General features: G+C 65.8%; 22 protein-coding genes. 3 read left to right on the top strand and 19 right to left on the bottom strand.

All coding sequences use genetic code 11. The features are described 5' to 3' along the window. Positions 1-21: 21 nt before the first annotated feature. The 14 genes from MUG78_RS18395 to MUG78_RS18195 form a co-directional block, all read right to left on the bottom strand. Positions 22-1428, bottom strand: a complete 1407-nt coding sequence (locus MUG78_RS18395; RefSeq protein ID WP_246997502.1) for an N-acetylmuramoyl-L-alanine amidase — start codon at positions 1426-1428, stop codon at positions 22-24. Between the two features lie 83 nt (positions 1429-1511). Next, complete coding sequence (locus MUG78_RS17485) at positions 1512-1724, bottom strand: hypothetical protein (RefSeq protein ID WP_246997501.1); 213 nt, start codon at positions 1722-1724, stop codon at positions 1512-1514. Positions 1725-1816: 92 nt separating this feature from the next. After that, complete coding sequence (locus MUG78_RS17480) at positions 1817-2830, bottom strand: hypothetical protein (protein ID WP_246997499.1); 1014 nt, start codon at positions 2828-2830, stop codon at positions 1817-1819. Between the two features lie 319 nt (positions 2831-3149). Further along, positions 3150-3446 carry a hypothetical protein gene (locus MUG78_RS17475; protein ID WP_246997497.1) on the bottom strand — a complete coding sequence of 99 codons (297 nt, stop codon included), beginning with the start codon at positions 3444-3446 and terminating at the stop codon, positions 3150-3152. Between the two features lie 44 nt (positions 3447-3490). Next, positions 3491-3784: a hypothetical protein gene (locus tag MUG78_RS17470; protein WP_246997495.1), complete on the bottom strand. Its 294-nt coding sequence runs from the start codon at positions 3782-3784 to the stop codon at positions 3491-3493. 151 nt (positions 3785-3935) lie between these two features. Then, the gene (locus MUG78_RS17465; RefSeq protein ID WP_246997493.1) at positions 3936-5207 is read right to left on the bottom strand and encodes a PPE domain-containing protein; all 1272 of its coding nucleotides are present in this window, start codon (positions 5205-5207) and stop codon (positions 3936-3938) included. A gap of 145 nt (positions 5208-5352) precedes the next feature. Beyond that, the gene (locus MUG78_RS17460) at positions 5353-6444 is read right to left on the bottom strand and encodes a YlcI/YnfO family protein (protein WP_246997491.1); all 1092 of its coding nucleotides are present in this window, start codon (positions 6442-6444) and stop codon (positions 5353-5355) included. After that, complete coding sequence (locus MUG78_RS17455; RefSeq protein ID WP_246997489.1) at positions 6441-7217, bottom strand: hypothetical protein; 777 nt, start codon at positions 7215-7217, stop codon at positions 6441-6443. Before MUG78_RS17455 ends, MUG78_RS17460 begins: the two co-directional genes overlap by 4 nt. A gap of 37 nt (positions 7218-7254) precedes the next feature. Beyond that, on the bottom strand, positions 7255-8967 hold the full coding sequence (locus MUG78_RS17450; RefSeq protein ID WP_246997487.1) for a hypothetical protein: 1713 nt from the start codon (positions 8965-8967) through the stop codon (positions 7255-7257). 433 nt (positions 8968-9400) lie between these two features. After that, on the bottom strand, positions 9401-9598 hold the full coding sequence (locus tag MUG78_RS17445) for a hypothetical protein (RefSeq protein ID WP_246997485.1): 198 nt from the start codon (positions 9596-9598) through the stop codon (positions 9401-9403). Between the two features lie 21 nt (positions 9599-9619). Beyond that, positions 9620-9919 (bottom strand): hypothetical protein, encoded by a 300-nt coding sequence (locus tag MUG78_RS17440; RefSeq protein ID WP_246997482.1) that lies wholly within the window; start codon positions 9917-9919, stop codon positions 9620-9622. A 283-nt stretch (positions 9920-10202) separates the two neighbouring features. Further along, entirely contained in the window at positions 10203-10424 is a 222-nt protein-coding gene (locus tag MUG78_RS17435; RefSeq protein ID WP_246997481.1) for a hypothetical protein, read from the bottom strand. A gap of 10 nt (positions 10425-10434) precedes the next feature. Beyond that, entirely contained in the window at positions 10435-10923 is a 489-nt protein-coding gene (locus tag MUG78_RS17430; RefSeq protein ID WP_246997478.1) for a hypothetical protein, read from the bottom strand. Between the two features lie 21 nt (positions 10924-10944). Continuing rightward, the gene (locus MUG78_RS18195; RefSeq protein WP_372493307.1) at positions 10945-11502 is read right to left on the bottom strand and encodes a MerR family transcriptional regulator; all 558 of its coding nucleotides are present in this window, start codon (positions 11500-11502) and stop codon (positions 10945-10947) included. Positions 11503-11814: 312 nt separating this feature from the next. On the opposite strand from MUG78_RS18195, the gene MUG78_RS17420 reads away from it, so the two are divergent. Then, a complete protein-coding gene (locus MUG78_RS17420) occupies positions 11815-12246 on the top strand; it encodes a hypothetical protein (RefSeq protein ID WP_246997477.1) in 432 nt (143 codons plus the stop codon). A 57-nt stretch (positions 12247-12303) separates the two neighbouring features. Here MUG78_RS17420 and MUG78_RS17415 read toward each other — a convergent pair whose 3' ends face one another. Next, positions 12304-12711 (bottom strand): hypothetical protein, encoded by a 408-nt coding sequence (locus tag MUG78_RS17415; RefSeq protein WP_246997475.1) that lies wholly within the window; start codon positions 12709-12711, stop codon positions 12304-12306. Between the two features lie 150 nt (positions 12712-12861). Here MUG78_RS17415 and MUG78_RS17410 point away from each other — a divergent pair, with 150 nt between their 5' ends. Then, complete coding sequence (locus MUG78_RS17410) at positions 12862-13230, top strand: hypothetical protein (protein WP_246997473.1); 369 nt, start codon at positions 12862-12864, stop codon at positions 13228-13230. Positions 13231-13279: 49 nt separating this feature from the next. On the opposite strand, the gene MUG78_RS18480 is transcribed toward MUG78_RS17410, so the two are convergent. From MUG78_RS18480 to MUG78_RS17400, 3 genes are all read right to left on the bottom strand, one after another. Further along, positions 13280-13630: a DUF6283 family protein gene (locus MUG78_RS18480; RefSeq protein ID WP_372493301.1), complete on the bottom strand. Its 351-nt coding sequence runs from the start codon at positions 13628-13630 to the stop codon at positions 13280-13282. A 75-nt stretch (positions 13631-13705) separates the two neighbouring features. Then, on the bottom strand, positions 13706-14452 hold the full coding sequence (locus MUG78_RS17405; protein WP_246997472.1) for a hypothetical protein: 747 nt from the start codon (positions 14450-14452) through the stop codon (positions 13706-13708). Between the two features lie 15 nt (positions 14453-14467). Next, positions 14468-15028, bottom strand: a complete 561-nt coding sequence (locus MUG78_RS17400) for a hypothetical protein (protein WP_246997470.1) — start codon at positions 15026-15028, stop codon at positions 14468-14470. 229 nt (positions 15029-15257) lie between these two features. Between MUG78_RS17400 and MUG78_RS17395 the strand changes: the two genes are divergently transcribed. Then, positions 15258-16352, top strand: coding sequence for a hypothetical protein (locus MUG78_RS17395; protein WP_246997468.1), 1095 nt, complete (start codon positions 15258-15260; stop codon positions 16350-16352). 60 nt (positions 16353-16412) lie between these two features. On the opposite strand, the gene MUG78_RS17390 is transcribed toward MUG78_RS17395, so the two are convergent. Beyond that, complete coding sequence (locus tag MUG78_RS17390) at positions 16413-17381, bottom strand: hypothetical protein (protein WP_246997466.1); 969 nt, start codon at positions 17379-17381, stop codon at positions 16413-16415. Positions 17382-17391: the final 10 nt, after the last annotated feature.

Here is a 17391-nt window from a genome sequence, read left to right as displayed (position 1 = left end):
TGGGTGGGGCCTTTCAGGCTTTCAGGAGGGCTCGGGGGCTGCCGGCAATGTCTGCTGGCCGCAGTCGTTGGGGATCGAGGCGATGATCCCGGCGACCAGCCCCGTGGCGTATCGGGCCAGTTCCTCGTTGGGCACCTTGACCGTCCCGCCGGTAGTGGGGGTCCCGAACTCGTTGTACACCCACGGAACGTCCTCGGCGATCAACGCGATTACCGGGATGTTGCCGCCCCACAAGCCTGCCCGCCCATCGAAGGAGTTGTTGCGCACCACCACCGAACGACCTTCGGCGGTCGCCCGCGCCTGCGCGAACATCATCGAGTACTGCTCGCTGGCAGCCGCGGTATCGGCATTGCTGAAGGCAACCCGCGTGTGCTGGCCGTCGGCGCCGACGCCTTCGCGATAGTTCCCTTCCCGTTGGGGGAAGATCGAGTTTTCGTTGATGGACGTGTGTATGGACACCCCCAGGGCTGCGCCCTCGGACTTGGCGCGTTCCACCCGGTCGCGGTAGCTGATGGATTGGTCGGTGGACGACTTCAGCAGCACCACTTTGTAGCCGCGTGATTCCAGCGCAGAGCGGACCGCTTTGGCCACTGCCATCACGTCGGCGTCCTCGGCCCCGTTCGGTTCGTCAACCATCAGCACACCGCTCTGGCGGTCGAATGCTTCGATCTTGTCCGGGTTGTGGCCCGGGTCCAGTGCGATCACGGGGGCCTGGCATGGCTGCCCGGGACTGCGGTCGTCGCCGCCGGCGGCCGGAGTACCGCCGGCGAAGAACACTCCGGCGGCTCGGGCGCGGGAGCTGATGCCGGCGGCGCTGTCGTGGATGCCGTCCGCGGCGCGCAGCTCGGTGGTCGACCGTGCAGCCCAGTCGAGAACGTGTCCGGTCGGCAGTCCCGCGGTGATCGCGTCGTTCATCGCTTGTGCGGCGGCCGGGGTGTATCCGTTTGCCGTGGCGTTCTCCCCGATCGCGACGGTCATCATGAACAGCGGCTTCCCGCTGGCCGCGCCACGCAGACGCTTCACGCGTTCTGCAGCATCTACCTCCGAGCCGACGGCGATGTTCGCCGCATCGTTAGTGCCGACGGCCGCGAAGTAGCAGTCCGCGGCGGGCAGTGAGGCCAACGCGTCGACAGCGTTCGGGGTCCCGTTCACCGTTTCCACGGCGCTCCGCGCCCCGGCCACGTCGTAGTAGATGGTGTTCACCCCCTGCGGCAGGAGATCTTTGGCCAGCGGCGTGTCCTGGCCAACCGAACCGCTCTGGATCGTTCCCCGACCTTCGGCCAGCAATGGCACCGACAGCGAATCGCCCACCCAGCCCAGCGTCGCGCATTGGGTTGCGGGGTTTGCCGACGCCGCCGGCGCCGCGACTACCGTCGCAGCCAGCAGCGCTGCCGCTGCAGCAGCGCCCGCAGTTCGGATCACCGTCACAGCAGCACCTCCCATCACTCACTCTTGGTCACTGCGTCGAACACTAGCCAACCGGCGGGCCGCAGCGCGCCTCGTATTGAGCGCTATTCCGACGCGCACACCCAATACACCCGCTGGGAGTGGCTGGCGTCGGTCTGTACCTCGGTGCCGAGATCGGTGTCCTCGTCCTCGGACTGTCCCGGCGTAGGGTCGGAGCTCTCGTTGATCAGCAGCCCGCCGCCCTCGCGGATCTTCTGCGCGATCTGCTCCAGCATGATCGCCGAGGCTTCGGCGTCGTCGTATCCGTTCGTGCTCAACGAAATTTGAACGTACATCATCAGGCAGGTCCTCTCAGAGCTGTGGAGCCTCCGACCGTAGCGATTGGCCCCGACACCCCTGCCGGGGAGAATTAGGCCCAGGTGCCGCGCCAGCTTCCGATTGCCGCCAGCACTTGCACGGCCAGCAGCAGCTGCGGCGACGGCCCCGCAGCAGGCCTTCCCGGATCCGAAAAATGATCGCTGGCGGCGACCGTGAGCACCCAGTCCACGAAGGCCTCGGCAAGCTGGCCCTGGCCAGATTCTTCGGACAGCAACGGTGCCGGCGCCAGCTCCCCAGTGACGTGGGCGTGCCGGGCGATCGCGGGAGCGAACGGCCCCCACTGAAACATCGGCACCGAAGATCGTGCGACGTCGGACTGGCTCATGCCCGGCAAGGCCTGTTGCGGTGGCTCGCGGTCACCTTCAACGGCGGGGGGACTCTGATCGAGGCCCGCCACAACGTCGGCGAGTGTGGCCCGGCGCCGACCACGCCGGCGCGGCGCGGCCCCGATGGTCGGGCTGGGCAGTAACGCTTCCGCTGGCCGCGGACCGCCCCCTTGTGCGGCGACCAGGATCGCCGACCCCAGACCTGTCAGGGTCGGCGCACCCAAGGCTCGCCCCAGCATTCGGCGGGCTCGTCGGAGCTCGCTGGGCGACCACCCGAAGCGGTCCGCCCACTGATCCCCGCCATCATCGAGCATCGCGCCCAGGTAGTGGTGAAGCCCCGCAACCCCGAACTCGCCGAGCCCGTGCAGCGCATCGCCACGCAGAGCGCCGGCGGCCGGCAGCCTCCCGACGAAGGGCACCGGGCCGAACAGTCCCATCTCCGGATCGGACCATCCAGCTTCCGGTATCAACGTGGCCAGCGCAGTGTGCTCCCCGAACGTCCCTACGGCAGGCCCGTTGCTGTCGGCGGGGGCTGCCAGCAGAAACACCTGCGGCAGGCTGAAGCAGGCTCCGGCCAGGGCCGCGTCCACGGTGACCCACTGCGCGTCGTATCCCGCTCTGACTAAGTCCGCGAGCGGGCCGAAGAGTGCCCCCTCTAAGCAGCCCGGTTCGGCAACGGCGAGTATTGCCGGGGCGGCGGCGTCCATCTCGAACCCCACGTGCACCCATCCTGGCCATCGGCTCCAACCGGAGCAGAATTCGGGGGCACGACGCGGGCTCGCCCTCATCGCCGAGCGCGGCCGGCCGCCATTCGCCGGAGGTGGCGGCGGCGCCACGGCGACCCGCCCACTTCCCGCCATCACAGACCCCCGTGTTTACTACCTGTAGGCCAACTAGCTAACTAGAATGTGTCGTCATTATGTTTCGTGCCGCCACGATTCTCTCTCGCGACGCGCCGAGAAATGACGCCGAAGATGCCCGAAGGCCCCACCAACGAGTGTTGGTGGGGCCTTCGAGCGGATCGCCGTCGCCGAACGATCAGAGTCCGGAGATCTGCCGACCCGCCTGGCCGTCGAGCCCGAGGTGCTCGTTGGCCTGGTTGTCGGCGGCACGCGACAGCTGCCCGACGGCTTCGGTGACCCGGGTGGCGATGTTCTGCAGTACCCGCTGGATGTCGAGCATGGCGCCCAGGGTCGCGCCGTCCATGCTGCCCTGGAGGGAGTTCACGCGCGAGCTGTAGGAAGCGAACGCAGCGTCGAACTGGGCCTTGCCGCCGTTGACGTCGCCCAGTGCGCCGGCGACGGCGCCGGGGTTGACGGTAATCGAATCGGTCATGTCTGTTCCTTACGTCGTAGAGGAGGCTGGTTGTTCAGGGCTGATCAGAGCGTCGGGAGGCTGCCCTTGCCGGACTCGTTCTGGTTCTCCTGGTTGTTCGCGTAGGTTCCCAGCGCCTGCGCGACCGCGTCACCGCGGTTCTTGGCGTTGGTGCCCTCGGTGACCAGCTGCTGAGCGGTTGCGCGCGCCGCGTTGCCGAAGGAAGAGACGATGCCCGCACCCGCCAGCGCCTCTGCCCCTGCCTGGATGCGCTTGAGCCCGGAAAGGGCCTCGTTCAGTTCGTTCTGCATGCCCGATGCCTGCGCCCGAGCCTCGGACGGGGTGAGCTTGGTAGCCATGTACTACTCCTAGCCATTTTGAGTGTGGGCGACACCGAAAGTGCCGCTCAAGCGGTGTTCCGGGCTCGGGATGACCCCGGTTGCCGGTATGGTAACACCGGCAACCGGGGCCATTTCGACCGAAAAACGGCCCCTTAGCGCACTTTCTTTTCTACGGCTTGGGCGTCTCGTCGGGGGCAGCCAAGACCGGGACCGCGACCAAGTCCTCGGCGACCTCCTCCGAGGCTTCCTCCACCATCGCCCCGGCCGGGACGCTCTCCAGCAGCCCGTCCGCGCGCCGCGACAGCAGTTCCCCGAACTCCGGGTGCGCCGCGAGGATCGCTTCGGTGCTCGTCTTCTTCGCCGCACTTCGAGGCGCGCCGGCCCCTGCGCCCGTCATCGGCGGCACCATGCCACCGCCGCCGCCCATCATCGGCGAGGCCGGCATACCGCCAGTCGGCATGACCGGAGAAACCCCGGCGAACGCCGCCGCCGGGGCTATCCCCGTCATGTCGGCCAGCGCGGCGCTCGCGGGCATCACGTCCAGTCCGGCGCCACCACCACCCACGCCGCCCATGCCACCGACTCCGCCGCCCATCGACGCCATCGCCCCCAGGTCCGGGGTCGCGAAGTCACCGGGGTTCAGTCCGCGGTCGCGCATCATCTGGTTGAACTGGTTGTCGCTGATCCCATTGGACAGACTCGACGACAACGGCGACATCATCTGCGAAGGCATACTCGATGCCTGCGACATCGCTTGCTGCGCGGGCTGCCCACCGAGCTGCTCGGCGACGGTTTTCCCGCCGCGCTCAGCCCCAGCCTGCCCCAGCTGCCCGCTGGCTCGCAGTGCCGAGTTCGCGGCCGTCAACGCCCCGACTCCCCCCAACGACTCCATCATCGGCGGCGGCGGCAACGTCACCGGCGCCGTCGCCGCGACGATCAGCCCGTGATAGACGCTCATCGACGTCGCATCCATAGTCCACATCGCTGCGTACGCCGCTTCCAACTGCGCGGCCGTAGCAGCTGAGCTGATCGCGATCGGCGCGCCGATGGGGCCGGCGGCGGCAGCAGCCACTGTCGTCGCTTCCGCGCTGGCCGCCGCGACCCGATTGGCGATGACGACCGGTAGCGGCACCATGGTCGCCCGTGCGGCGAACCATGCCTGCACCACAGCGAAGCATGCGGCCGCGTTCTTCTGGCAGACCGCTTGCGCCTGAGCCAACCACGCCAGCAGCTTGGACGACTCCATCTGCACGAGCACCGGGGCGCCGCCACTCCAGACCGCCAGCGCGGCAGCAAGGTTGGCTTGAGCAGCCATCGTTTGAGTCGCGAAGGTCGCGGCAAGGACTTCCCACTGGGCGCCCGCGGCGGCGAAGTGAGCAGGCCCCAGCCCCATGTCGAACATTCCCGAATTCACCTCGGGCGGGAACAGGCCATAGAACACGCGCTCGTCTCCTTTAGTCGATCAGGTCAGCACGGCTTTGTCCCCAGCATATCGGCGGGGCCGCGAACATCTCGCGCCGCAAACGCCCCCTATGCGAGGTCCCGGGCCGGGCTATACCTACAGTGCGCCGGGCCTTTCGGCCGTTTCACCCCGCACCGCCTCCGGTGTCTCCCCCTGCGGCTCCGGTGGTGATATCGGCGGGTTCCTCGGGTGGCTGGTCGAGGTAGGTGAGCAGCCCGGCTCGGATGACATCGCTGATACTGACGCCCCACTGCTTGGCCGACTCGGTGACCGCGGCCAGAAAGTCGCGGCGCACCTTGTAGGGCAGCACCTCTCTGCTGGCGCCGACCGGAGGATTCTCCGGTACAGGCCCGGGCGACTGCAGATAGTCCAGCAGCGCCGAACGCACGTAGGACGACTTCGGGACTCCCCGCACCTCCGCTAGCCGAGTGATCGCCGCATTCAGTTGCTGATCCAGTGCAACTCCGCGAACAACCGTGGTCGATTGACCGGCGGGCTTCTTGCGTCGCCGCTTGTTCACCGCAGGGTCTGGAGTGCGCACGCGGGGCCCGCCCGCCGCCTCCCGCATTCTGGTTAACACCGACTGCATCGATTCGGTGGCTGGCGGCAACGACCAAGCGACCGGCGGAAGATCGTCGACCTCGAAGGCGATCGCCAGCCGCGCCAAGGCGCGCGCGTTCCCGTCGACCACTCCCAGGGGTCCGGGGTTGGCCGGTCTGCCCCGCAGCAGGGCCCACTCATCGGTGCAGGTCCAGCTCCTAACCAGTCCCGCAGCGAAGTCGCTGATTGTTCGTACGTCGGGGCCCCACGGGATGGTGCCGGCGTGGTGGTGGAGCCACTGCGCCAGCACCTGCACGTCGGTGGCCGAATCGCCCGCGACCGCGACGAGCCGGCCGGGACCTTGTAGCCAGGTGAGTACGGCGCGCGCTGTCGTGGCCGGATCGCGCGGGATGGGGCCGGGCCCGGGGAGTGCAGACTCGAAGGCTGCACCGGTTTCGTAGTCCGCCAGCGCGAACGCGCCGATGTCCGGGGCTGTCGGGTCTGTGGTCGTCGGGGCTGTTCCGGGGATGTCGGCGGCGATGAGGATGTATCGCACCGGGTCGTCGCGGTCGACGGTCAGTGGCGCCGCGTCTGGTGAAGGTGGGCGGCGCCGGATGCGGTGCTGCCTGTCGTCGCTGCTGTCTGCGTGGGCCGGCGCGCCCGGTCCGTAGGTCACAGCCACAGCACACGCAGCTTGCTGATGTGCTCGAAGTGGAATCCGGCACTGTTGTCGAACTCGCGGAAGTCCGCGACGTGGAGGGAGGTGTACTCCTGCAGGAGCGCGACCACGGTGGCATAGTCGTTGCGGGCCACAGCCATCGCGAAGGCCAGGATCGTGTCCCGGTCCATGTGGTTGCCCTTGGCGATGTCTTGGCCGACGCGGTCGCTCGGGTGCGCCTTGGGACCCAGGATGAAGTCCTTGCGCCGACGATAGTCGTACTGTTCGTTGCTCATCAGGACCATGACGTCGGCGACGAAGGTGATCCGTGGTGTCTGAGTGTTCGGATCGATTCCTGAGTCGGCCAGTCGTTGTAGCGCTTTGGCGTCCGAGGCTCGCGCCCGCGCGTCTTTGCGCATCTTGTTGCTGGTGCCTGCCAGCCACGCGTTGAGCGCGGACCGGGAGCGTTGTAGTACATCCATGGCTTTGTCGATGCCGCCGATCTGGTTGATCAGGTCATGGCGCGCGATGAGTTCGGCTGTCCGAGGATCGGGGATCCGTCCTTGCTGTTTCCAGCGTCGAACTGTGCGCTTCGACGGCGCGGTCCGGCCGGCGTGCGTTGCGGCGCGTTGGATCTGCTCCTCGGTGAGGTTGTTGAGCATGTCGCGGATCGTCGGTTCGCGGGGCGGAACGAGGGTTCGTTCCGATGGCCATTGGGCCATGTCGCGGATCGCGGAGTTGGCGACGTCGATGTTGTCGCCGCTGGCGGTGCCGGTGCGGGTGGTCTTCATCGGCACTGAACGGCGCCGCGGCCGGAACTGGCCCATGTCAGGCTCCAGTTCCGGGATGAGTGGGGTTCTTCGCCGCCCGTTCGATGGCGTCGACCGCTTGCGTCACTTCGGCGGCGGTGGTGGTGTTCAGCAACGCCAGCAGTCGCTCGTCGTCGAGGACGACGTCGGACTCGGTGGTGAACTTGCCCAGGTAGCGCCCTGCCCGTCCGACGGTGCCGTCGGGGCCGGGGGCGTCGTCGGCGACCTCGACGTTGCCGGGGACCAGGTATGTCCAGGAGTCGGTGACCGACTTGATGGGCCAGATCTGGTGATCAGCGGCGACCGCGGTGGCCTTCGCCCGGGATCGGTGCCGGGCGTGGGCGATGATGCTGGCCCGCCATAGCGGTTGGTGATGGTGGGCCAGTCGGCCCTGCCACAGTTCCGGGTTTGCCATCCGCCCCAGGTAGCCCTTGTAGATGTCGCCGACCATGGCCTTCATGGCCGGGTCACCGGCGTCGATGGCCGAGGTCCTGGCCGCAGCCAGATCTTCCTTCCACGTCTTGAGCGCCAGGCCCTGCTGGTCGGTTAGCCATGCTTCGGTGACGCCCAGATCCAGCCAGTCCAGTCCCGCCCCGCCCGAGGCGATCGGCGCCGTCAGTGACTTCACTGACTCGGTGGTCACCCACATCTGCGTGTCCCGGTCGATGGCCATGCGGGGATGCGGCAGCGGAAGCAGTGGCGGCAGTCCCAGCGACGCGGCCGCCGGCAGGGTCACTCGCCACAACCCGAACGGTAGCGTCGCGGACTCGGACAACTGGGCTGCGGCATCGTCGCCCGCCAGGTGCTGAAGCTCGCCCAGCCCCAGGGAGACCATGCCGGCCGAGGCCAGGTAGGAGGCCCGCTGGTCGATGGTCACAAGCCGAATCACTTCCTCGCCCCCGGCGCGGGGACCGACGACGAACTCGTCGGTGCCAACCGCCCGGGACCAGGTGCCGACCGGCTCGATGTCCTCCACGAAGTCGTCGTCGACCGGCGGCAGTGGGGTCGCCTTCACCGGGAACGCGCCCGGCGCCTTCGTTCCCGAGCGAGCCTTGGTGGTCTTGGCGTTCTTCTTCCGGGTGTCCCAGATCCGGTCGGCCATGGCCGCGCCTGTTCTGGCCGGGGTGTTCCCGGGAAGGACCTTCAAGTTGTCGAGGTGCCAGACGAGCCTGCGGCCAAGTTCTCTGGCTCCGTCGCGGTCGTTGTCGAAGTCGAACACCGTACCGTGCGCCTTGGAGCCGAGGATGTTGAAGCGATCTCGCGAGGTCAACGACGCCCATCCTTCCAGGAACAGGTCGATCAGGAACCGGTCGCGGCCGCCGTTCGCGGTGTGCAGGAGATGGATGCGCCAGCCCGATTCCCCGGCCGGACGAAACAGGTGCCAACCGTCGTCGTCATCGTCTTCGGCAAGCAGTGGCGCGAACAGTTCGTCGGTCACCGCATCCAGTCGGCCGATCACCTCTTCGATCGGATCGTCCTCTTCGCCGGGGTCGACTGCATCCGGCCCCCACCCCAGCTGTTCGCAGGCTCCGGCGAGAATCCACGCCTGGGGCGGCACTTTCGCCGCTCTGAGGTCATGTCGACGCCACAGCAGTGCACGCAGGAGTTGATCAACGGACTCGATCGGCTTGTCGTAGAGCCGACGCCCCGACGGGGTCCACAACCCGAAGTCCGTGACTAGGAGCGCGTGGTTGTCTGCCACCGCACCCTCGCTGGGCTTGCGAACCGCCATGGAACGTCCCCTTTCCTCATGGCCTTCAGCGAGAAGGGCCGCTCCGCGATCTCCCGCCACTTCGGATCCAATATATACCCGTTCTTGCCTCCAATGTATACCCATTTTCTGTGTAGCCAGTTGAGGGACACGCTATTGCCGTTGAATGCCCTTTGCCATGCGCCTCGTGCCCGCCGGTTGGCTCCTGGTTCAGCACTACACGCCGACCTCCCGTCGGCACGGGGCCTGCGGCCGCTTTCCAATGCTCTTACGGGCATCGAGGTCACAGACGGCGATAGCCACGCACTGCCCCTGCCGCCGAGTCCAACGAAAACCGGCTCGGGCGATAGAGAGTCTGCCCACTGCCTGGCCCGGAGCGGGATTCGCAGCATTTCGCCATCAATGGCGCGGCTCGGTGCCGTGCGGCGGGCGGGCCTGACGAGCTGTCCTCTTATCAGCCGCGGGGCGGCCACGACCCTTGCCCGGAGGGAGTCCAGACGAGTTCGGAGTCGCTGAACTCGAACTCCACGGCGATCACCGCATGGTTCCCCTTGGCCCTGGCCGCGGCGATTGCCTCTTGCTCGGAGTCGTACAGTCCGTCGACTTCGTGGTCGGAACTATCCACCAGCTGATACTTCGTGATGTCTGCCATGGTCGCCCAGGATCCTTCTTCTCAGTCGCCGTACGCGGCGGGAATCAGCGCGTTGGTGTGAGCGTCGTAGAGTTCGCCGTCCTCGTAGTTGACGTCGCTCCCGATGATGAACCACTGGCTGTCGTCAGGGTCGGTGAAGTCGACTTCGTCGATCTCGGCGATGACGGTGTCGATATGCAGACAGCCTCCGTCTTTGGTGACGAAGTAGACGTTGCTTTCATATCCGCCGGAGTTGAATCCGTACTCGATACGAACGCGGCCGTCGGCTTCCATCGCCAACAGGCCCTTGAGATGTTCGCTAGCGAGGTTCTTCTCTTTCACGCCCATTTCTCTCCCTCGTTTTCCTCTTCTCGGCCCTTGGGGGTTGCCGGCGGGCTGCCTATCACGCCAGCCTCGAATCCGGCTCGCCGCAGCCCCCCCCCCCCGAGGGGATCCTGTGTGCGGTCGAGACCCCACGGCTCCTCCTTTGCGCGTGGCGGCACCGAGTCGGCCTACTCATATCCATCGTCACACACACCACCGACACGTCCGGGGCTGCTACTTGTCTCGCCGGAATGGCGCGATCCGATGTGCGCTTACGCAACCCCACCAGTCCCCGATAGACCTAGTCCGGCACCACCGTTTCGTAGATCTTGCCGTCGTTGAGGTGAATTCGGACCGTAACGCCGGGCGGTGCGTCGATCTCGACGTTGACCACATCCGGCGTGTGACAGCCTTCCACGTGGCTCGACTGGTGGGCGTACACGGAGCATTGTTCGATCGCGGCGGTTCGAACGCCTCGGTCGGATGCGTCGGGCGTGCGGGGAGCTCCGCCGAAGTCAGTCATGCTCATGGCGCTACGCGACTCGAGACCAGAGGTAGGGGTAGTTGAATGTGCCCGGGTCGGTCATGTTGGTCAGTGCCGCCCAGAAGCGGTTCATGACGGCGCCGAAGACTTCCTCCACGGTGCGCGGATCGTCGATAGGGGTGGTGACTTCCACAGCGATCCCCGGATAGTCTCCGGTGAGGTGATCCACCGACAGCGTCTCGATGACGTCGGCGGGCAGCCCGGAGCGTTCGGTCAGGATCTCGGAGATCGCGTCGCGGGCGAGGGTGAGTGCCGTATCGGTGAGCCACCCCTCCTCCACCATCGCGGAGGGAAGGTCCCCGTTGTCGATCGGAAAGTTGAGATATTCGGTGAATCCCACGACCAGGTAGCCCTCGTCGGCCGAGTCCGTTTCGAGGTAGTTGCCCGGGTCGTCTTCGCCGATCTCGGCACCGGTGTGCTGGCCGGTATTTGCGATCTCTCGCAGGCGGCCTTTCCAGTGCAGGTCGATAGTGCTCATGATCGTCTCTCTCTTGAAGGATCAGCTTGCGGTTTTCGCTTTGCGGCGGGCGGCGAGCTCATCGTTGACACTTGGCGACGGACTTTCGTCGACCCGGCCCGTTTCGGCCACGAACTCAGACACCGAGCCGCGAACTTCGGCGACGGTGTGCTTGACGGCGATGCCGAACACGCACTGGCCTCCGGCGAGGATGTCGATGATGTCGCCGTCCTCGGACAGCTCGTAAATGGTCGCGCCGTCGCCGATCAGCGTGATCTCGGACAGGGATTCGGGGTCGCGTGAGCGGACGAGGTCGATTGCCTTGCGCACGCTCTGCAGGGAGATCCCGGTGTCCAGGAGCCGCTTGATGAGCTTGACGATGACGATGTCAGTGAAGGAGTACAGGCGCTGACTTCCCGAGCCTGTTGCGGACCGGACGCTCGGCTCGATGACTCCCGTGCGAGCCCAGTAGTCGAGCTGCCGGTAGGTGACTCCAGCGATCGCCTGTACCGCGGGCGCCCGGAAGCCCTGGACATGCGGGGCCTGCGCGGCATCGCCGACGACGTCGAACAAGGCCAGTTGGCGGTCGCCACCTGTCATTGCACTCTCCCTCTTCCATCGTTGCCCGGAGGTCTCCGCGCGGAAGGGCACTCGATCCTCTTGGGCCGCACATGGAACCGTAACTGACTTCGCGGACAGCCCCTCCCGGGCTCTCCTCCGGCTGTCCACGAACTTGGGGCCGCCTCCGATTCGCCGTTCGGCGCCCCCCCTTCGTCCGCGCCCCTGAGCACCCGGGCGCGGCCCGCACATTCCACCACTTTTGGGCTTCTTGTTGCCCTACTATCGGGCTTCTAGGTAGTGTCAGGCTCATGAGGTGGCACTCATATTCGAACTACCCCCGAAGGAGACAGCATGTACTCGGAGATCATCGATTTGTCGGCCGGCAGCACTGCGGTGCCCTGGAAAGCGATCACCCTGATCGGCGTCGTGTTCCTGGTGGTCCTGGCGGGGCTGGCGCGCATGGGGTATCTCGCGACGCGCAGGGTTGCTGTGCTCGCCGCCTTCGGGGCGATCTACCTGCTCGCCAGCATTTTCGGCCAGACCAGCCACCATGGATACCTCGCAGATAAGCGGACCTCCGCGGCCAATACCCAGCTCGCACAGGCGTGGCCTGACATCGCCCGCGTCAACGGAGGGCTGCTGCATTCCCCGCCCGAGCCCGGCCAGTACACAGTCCATCGCGGCGCAGCCCTCTGCAAGCTGACTCTCACCGAGTCCGGCCACGACCTGATGGCTGCGGCTATGACGTGCAGCGGCCAGCCGGTCGAGCCGGTCGCCAGCTAGCTGCACTCGACGAGCGTCCTCAGTCTCGACCGGCTGGGCGAGTGCGGGCCATCTCGTCTACGGCGCCAGCGCCACAACTGCGGTGACCGCCATCGGGATGGCGACTGACCACGACAGGATCGACCAGACGAGCCGCCACGGAGCGGGTTTTCCCTCCCGGAGCCAGCCCATCTCCTGCCGCTGTTCCTTCGTCGTCATGATCGCACCGGACGCCGTCAACAAGACGGCCCCGACCGCCAGAACACCAGCACCGCCAGCGATGGCCCCGCCTCCAAAAATGCGCGACCATCCGAGAACTGCCAGCAGCACACCGCCGGCCGCCAGCACGGTCGCTGCGCCAATCTCCAGCCACGGCAGCCCGCTGCGTCCCTCGCTCCGCCCCGAGCCCCGGGCGTCGACTATCGCCGGTTCGGGCGCCCCAACTTCCCGCCGCGTACCGCCACCAATGGACTCATCGCCGATCATTGCTTTTGCATCGCCTTCCTCGTAATTCCCGCTTTCGCCCCGAGGCACTAGCCCTCACGGTTCGGTCCATCAATTATCAATTACCGCTCCTTATGACACGCCGCGAATGCACCTCGCGGAAAGCGCTACTGCTCACATAGAATCGGATCTATGCTTTCGCATTCCGAAGCCCTTCGGGCTATATCTTACTTCAGCGATGCCGCGATTGCCGATTGGCTGCATGATATGGCTCAAGTCAGTACCCCTGGCCTGACTGGCCCGATTCGTCTGGGATTCGCCATTGGCCCCGGAGGGCTGCACGAGGAACGGATCAGGGGACTCTTCGCCATCGAGGACTCCTGGGACCTCGAAGGCCGCACCTTCTCCTCCTACGACATTTTCTCTCACGCTATGGGTGTCAGCTCAGAGTCGATCGGGTCCGCCGAGCAAGAAGCGTGGATGGGAATTTTCTGTAGGTACTTCGCCGATACACCTACCCCGCAGGAGGAATTGCTCCTGATCACCCCGGCCGCGGCCTAATGTTCCCCCGATTCGTGCGCGCGCCTGGGACCAGCTGCCGCCGAGGAGGTTAGGTCCGCTTCGACTCCACCCAGTTCTCCAAAGAATCGTAAACGGGGAGGTCTGGATCCGTATCCGGGACAGGTAGCCCCAGGCGGGTTGCGACCTGTTCTGCTGCCACGATGATCCCGTCATTGGCTGCTGTCGCCCGGGCGCCTGCACACATTCTTGCTCGGTCCTGGTTTCCCCCGTCGTCGCCACTATAGTCCACGGTTTTGTGACAGAGAAATACATTCTTCTTCCGCAACTCATCGGCGATACTCGCGGCCCTCGTGAGCGGGAACTCAACATCCGTCCTGAACGGACAATTCCCGCAAGGCCTTCGGAGCGAAAAGAACTCGTCAGAAGGAAGTGCACTCATTACTCACCTTTCGAGCCATTCCGGCTGCAGATTCCTCGCCCACAGCACCGCCCAGTTCCGTTGCCACTCATTCAGCTATTCATCGCACCGGAGGTAGAGGGGGATCTCCGGATTGTCCAGATCGTTTCCGACACTGTACTTCTCCGCAGGGAATGCCCCTCGCCATCCGTTCGCCTTGTCTTCCACCGCCCACACGCCGGTCGGGTGCTTCGGCGGGTAGTAGTCGATACGACCACCCAGGATCCCCCGGACCGCGTGCGATTTCTGCGACGCCGGCCCGAAAGAGAACATCGCGCCTACCGGTAGCTCGTTGCCGTCGGCGTCAGTCATCGTCTCGGCACCGTCGTCGCGGGCCTTCAGAATCGCCTGAATCTCGCGCTCGGGGTACTCTTCGCTGCTGGTCGTATTCACCCGCAGGGACTCAGTTCGCGACGGCGAAGTGCGCAGGTTTGACTCGTAACCGTTGGATACCGACCACAGCACCAGCGGGTCCTCGCTCTTCTCGGCCCGACTCTCCCGGACTGCGTCTCCCAGCCACGACGTGATCGTTCCGATCCGGTCCCCGGGGACCAGGATGGCATCGTCAAGCGCGCCGCCGCACGGCTTGCTCATCAACGAGGCACACAGACCGTCACTGGACACCCCCAGAAGAATGGTTCCAACACCCGGAGTATCCCCGTACTCACCGGAGATCGTGTACACGAGGATGGAATCGAGCGCATTCTTCTCCGCTCCTTGCTTCCCCGAATACAGGTGCGTCTTGCAGACACGAAGGAACGTCGCCAACTGCGACGCCGGGATTTCGAATGATCCAATGGCCATGTCTCAATCCCCCCTTTACTGTTCCTGGCCATTTGCAGATGGTTCTGCAACGATCTCGTCGATCGGCCGGTAGTCAAGTTGCCGGCCCACGTTGGCCACTGCGCACATGAACTCGTGCACGTCCGGTTCTGTGCACACCAGCTTGAAATCACGTTCCACGGCCAAGACCAGTAGCGCACCTCCGCAAGAGGTCAGGCCCACGACCTTCGCCCCGTTCGGGACGTCGGCGAACAGCTCACGCAACCGCTCCATCGTGACGGTGCCCCCACCATCAACTGACCGCACATGCTTACGCGTTCGGGGCAGAGTGATCCTGGTCAAGGCGTTGGGATGCCCCTCGTCGGCAACGGTCTCCACGTAGGTACTCAACCCCCGTGTGCGGCTCGTCATCGCAATCAGCAGACCGCCGACTTTCACCGCTTCCCTGGCCGTGTCGAGGTCCCGACCCGGCTTCTTTGCCTGCTGCCCCGGAGCAACCAGAACGTCCGCGCCCCGCAGCGAGCACATGTCCAGCAGATCTTCCGCCGGAATGTTCATGATGGTTTTTTCGCCAATCGTGAACGGTTTCTCTGGCACTGCACGCCCCTTCTCGTTTGTCGCCGCGCGCCGAACACAGACTCGCCGCTCCCCACATCACTGGATCGCGTGCGAGGCCTGGCGCACCGCACATCATGGCCCATTCTTATGAAATAAACCCTAGCGGGAGCCCCGGACACCGGTCTCCTAAGACACGCTCTACGGGAGCGAACAGCCACCACCGTCGATTAATCTGGTACGCATTACTCCCCTGGAAGGAATCTCCCAGATGCAGCAACCCCACTCCCCGGTCCTCGTCCTCCGCGACGGTGGACAACACAAAATCGAGAACGCGGCAGGAATGACCATCATCGTGATGGGTGACACCCGGCTGGACGTCGGGGACGGCGCACTGGTGTACGCCTTCGCCCCGGAACCCAGCGACGGGAACGACCAGTCCCCGCAGGATGTCCACCGACCCCTGATCCGAGTCACCGGTAGCTCCACGGTCGTGTCATACGGCGCACTGGTGCAGCAGGAGAGCGGCACTGTGCACGGCAACGACGCCACCGAGATCTACTCGACCGCGGGAACTGCGACCGTGGCCGACGTGTCGACGATTCACTTGATCGAGGGCTCGACCACAGCCGTGACGGCCCGCAACAGCAGCCGGGTCCTTCTCCACCAGCCCCACCGCACCGGGCTGATTGCGCTCTACGACTTCTCGACCGCTGTCGGCAACCGCCGCGCAGTGCTGGCAGGAAGTGACCTGCAGATCTTCTCGGCCGCAGCGTCAGCATGGATTGGCAACCCCGAAGACGAGTCCTCCGAGCAGTACACCGAGGACGAGGAACCCGCGGCTGCACCGCCCACGGTTGCCGCACCGGCCGAGCCGCCGGCTCCCTCCTCGACCCTGGCCGCTCCGGCTTCGTCCCGCGGAACAGAAGTCACCGCCGCCGAGGCCACTGCGGCGCCCACGTCCACCCCCGTGCGGCCGACGCCGCCTAGCCCCCCGCCGGCGCCGCTGTACGTCCCGCCGCAGGATCCCAGCATGTTCAACGAGCAACAGTCCTCGGCGAATGCTCCCGGTTCCACGGCGTTACCGGAGGGGGCACCCAGCGGGCACGTCCTCTACGACGACTATCCGACCGAAGGACTTGTCCTGGCGGACTGGGAGCAGATGTGGCCGTGGGTGCGCGGGCCGTGGTGGGAGATCACCGAATCGGTGGGAACCCATCCCGACCTGCCCAGTGCTGCTCTGGCGTCGATCATCCCGGCCGCGTCAGCAGCCTCCGTTTCCTCTCCGGGGCAGCGACTGGGCACCGTGACCGTCCCGGACGCTGCCAGCCTGTCCACGCAGCGTTTCACCCCGCCGGGCATGTAAGACCCTCGATAGTCCTGCGCGCCGTCGTTCCTGCTCGCTACAGGAACGACGGCGCGGCCTCTATCGGCCCACGCTGGTAGTCGAGTTCGACTGCACCTCGAAGACGAAGTGTGGTGTCGCGGCGATTGCCTCAGCCGCCAAGGCCACGTTCCTCTTCTCGGCGCGCACCATCCGAAGCCACCACGCCCGGTCAAACCCCAACGCCGGGTAGATCACGATCATCCCCTGCTGGTACAGAAGTTCAATCGAGAACGCCGTCGGGGTGTCGCGCCCCATCGAGTCACGATGTTGCACCTGCATAGAAGCCGCGCACTGCCCGGTGTCTTCGAGTAGCCGCAATGCGCGGTCAACGTCACCGTCGGACATCCCCTGTTCCTGGTACGCCTTCCGTCGGCGAAGCCGCACCTTGGCGTCGAGACGCTCGTCCCCTGTCTGGCCCGTTCTGCCGTACTTGCGGGTCGCCTCGTGAGGGACAACCAGCTCAGCCCAGTCTGCGGCGGGCGCCCACTGCCGCTGAGGGTTGACGATCTCCATCAGCAGGTCGGCCACCTGGTCCCTCCGCGGCTGGTGTGCAGGAACAGTGGCAATGGACACGTTCATCCCGGAGCGGACCGCGATCGCGCAGGTCCCGCCGCTGTAGGCGATGGTGAAGTAGACCTTGGGAATCGTCATGATCGACTCGGCGAGCCCTTCGAACCGCTTCAGCTCTTCTGGCACCTCGATCGGCGCCGTATCCGCCATGCTGCGCAACAGGATCACTCCCCACCACGCCTCGTCTGGTGCCAGAATCGCGGCGAGTACCGACTTGGCGAACTCGGTGCGCTCCCCGGACTCTGTCAGCAACCCGTGCCCGATGAGGTCACGCTTGGCGTGTTCGGCGGGCAAGGTGATGCGGGTTGCAGGCATCGGCCCCAGGTGGTCGAGCGGGGAGGTCAGCACGCCGGTCTCCCACAGGTATCCCAGGTGCTCGATGGTCAGATTTCCCCGCGGCGCGGCGACGCCGTCAGGCCTGTTCAAACTGTCAGCCACAGGTTCTCCT

The sequence above is a fragment of the Gordonia alkaliphila genome, from assembly GCF_023017165.1.
Lineage (GTDB): Bacteria > Actinomycetota > Actinomycetes > Mycobacteriales > Mycobacteriaceae > Gordonia > Gordonia alkaliphila.
The sequence above is the reverse complement of the archived record's forward strand: the minus strand, read 5'-3'. Positions and strand labels throughout refer to the sequence as shown.

Coding starts and splice junctions, on each gene's coding strand:
- MUG78_RS17475 (WP_246997497.1), bottom strand. CDS start 3,446: ATGACCGATTCGATTACCGTCAACCCCGGCGCCGTCGCCGGCGCACTG.
- MUG78_RS17470 (WP_246997495.1), bottom strand. CDS start 3,784: ATGGCTACCAAGCTCACCCCGTCCGAGGCTCGGGCGCAGGCATCGGGC.
- MUG78_RS17455 (WP_246997489.1), bottom strand. CDS start 7,217: ATGAAGACCACCCGCACCGGCACCGCCAGCGGCGACAACATCGACGTC.
- MUG78_RS17450 (WP_246997487.1), bottom strand. CDS start 8,967: ATGGCGGTTCGCAAGCCCAGCGAGGGTGCGGTGGCAGACAACCACGCG.
- MUG78_RS17445 (WP_246997485.1), bottom strand. CDS start 9,598: ATGGCAGACATCACGAAGTATCAGCTGGTGGATAGTTCCGACCACGAA.
- MUG78_RS17435 (WP_246997481.1), bottom strand. CDS start 10,424: ATGACTGACTTCGGCGGAGCTCCCCGCACGCCCGACGCATCCGACCGA.
- MUG78_RS17430 (WP_246997478.1), bottom strand. CDS start 10,923: ATGAGCACTATCGACCTGCACTGGAAAGGCCGCCTGCGAGAGATCGCA.
- MUG78_RS18195 (WP_372493307.1), bottom strand. CDS start 11,502: ATGACAGGTGGCGACCGCCAACTGGCCTTGTTCGACGTCGTCGGCGAT.
- MUG78_RS17420 (WP_246997477.1), top strand. CDS start 11,815: ATGTACTCGGAGATCATCGATTTGTCGGCCGGCAGCACTGCGGTGCCC.
- MUG78_RS17415 (WP_246997475.1), bottom strand. CDS start 12,711: ATGATCGGCGATGAGTCCATTGGTGGCGGTACGCGGCGGGAAGTTGGG.
- MUG78_RS17410 (WP_246997473.1), top strand. CDS start 12,862: ATGCTTTCGCATTCCGAAGCCCTTCGGGCTATATCTTACTTCAGCGAT.
- MUG78_RS18480 (WP_372493301.1), bottom strand. CDS start 13,630: ATGAGTGCACTTCCTTCTGACGAGTTCTTTTCGCTCCGAAGGCCTTGC.
- MUG78_RS17405 (WP_246997472.1), bottom strand. CDS start 14,452: ATGGCCATTGGATCATTCGAAATCCCGGCGTCGCAGTTGGCGACGTTC.
- MUG78_RS17395 (WP_246997468.1), top strand. CDS start 15,258: ATGCAGCAACCCCACTCCCCGGTCCTCGTCCTCCGCGACGGTGGACAA.